This is a genomic window from Paraburkholderia humisilvae, from assembly GCF_902859855.1.
In the GTDB taxonomy this organism is placed as follows: Bacteria; Pseudomonadota; Gammaproteobacteria; order Burkholderiales; family Burkholderiaceae; genus Paraburkholderia; species Paraburkholderia humisilvae.
In genome coordinates this window covers 1-636 of record NZ_CADIKH010000463.1, presented here as the reverse complement: position 1 = coordinate 636, position 636 = coordinate 1, and the positions used below count along the sequence as shown (strand labels likewise).

The following is a 636-nucleotide window of genomic DNA, read 5'->3' as shown; positions in this document are numbered from 1 at the left end:
ATGCGCAGCTCGCGCGCGAAGGGGTGCATGTGGGACGCAAGCGGGTGGCGCGCCTGATGCGCATGGCGGGGCTGCGTGGCGCCACCCGGGGGCGCTGGCCACGCACCACACGGCCACGCGCGGGGGCGCGGCGTGCGCCGGATCTGGTGCAGCGGCACTTCAGGGCAGACACGGCAAACGTGCTGTGGGTGGCGGACGCGACCTGCGTGCCGACCGGGGCGGGATTCCTGTATCTAGCGGTGGTACTCGATGTGTTCAGCAGGCGTATCGTGGGGTGGGCGATGTCAAACCATCTGTACACCGAACTGATGCTGCGAGCGCTCGACATGGCACTACAGCAACGGCGTTACGAAGGCGTGATTCTACATTCGGATCAGGGGTGCCAGTATACGTCCATTGCCTTCGGGCGGCGCTGCCGCGAAGCCGGCGTGCAGCCGTCGATGGGCACGGCCGGCGACGCCTACGACAACGCGATGTGCGAATCGTTCTTCGGCACACTGGAGGCAGAACTGCTCACGCGCGAACACTTCGCGACCCATGAACAGGCACGCCAGCGCATCTTCTGGTTCCTGGAGGGGTGGTACAACCTGCGCCGTTTGCACAGCAGCATCGGCTATTGCTCGCCGCTTGAATTCG

The 636-nt window shown here is 65.7% G+C and carries 1 protein-coding gene; it reads left to right on the top strand.

All coding sequences use genetic code 11. The features are described 5' to 3' along the window. Positions 1-636, top strand: a 636-nt coding sequence (locus HV796_RS43070; RefSeq protein ID WP_175233653.1) for an IS3 family transposase, incomplete at both ends; no start/stop codon positions are given.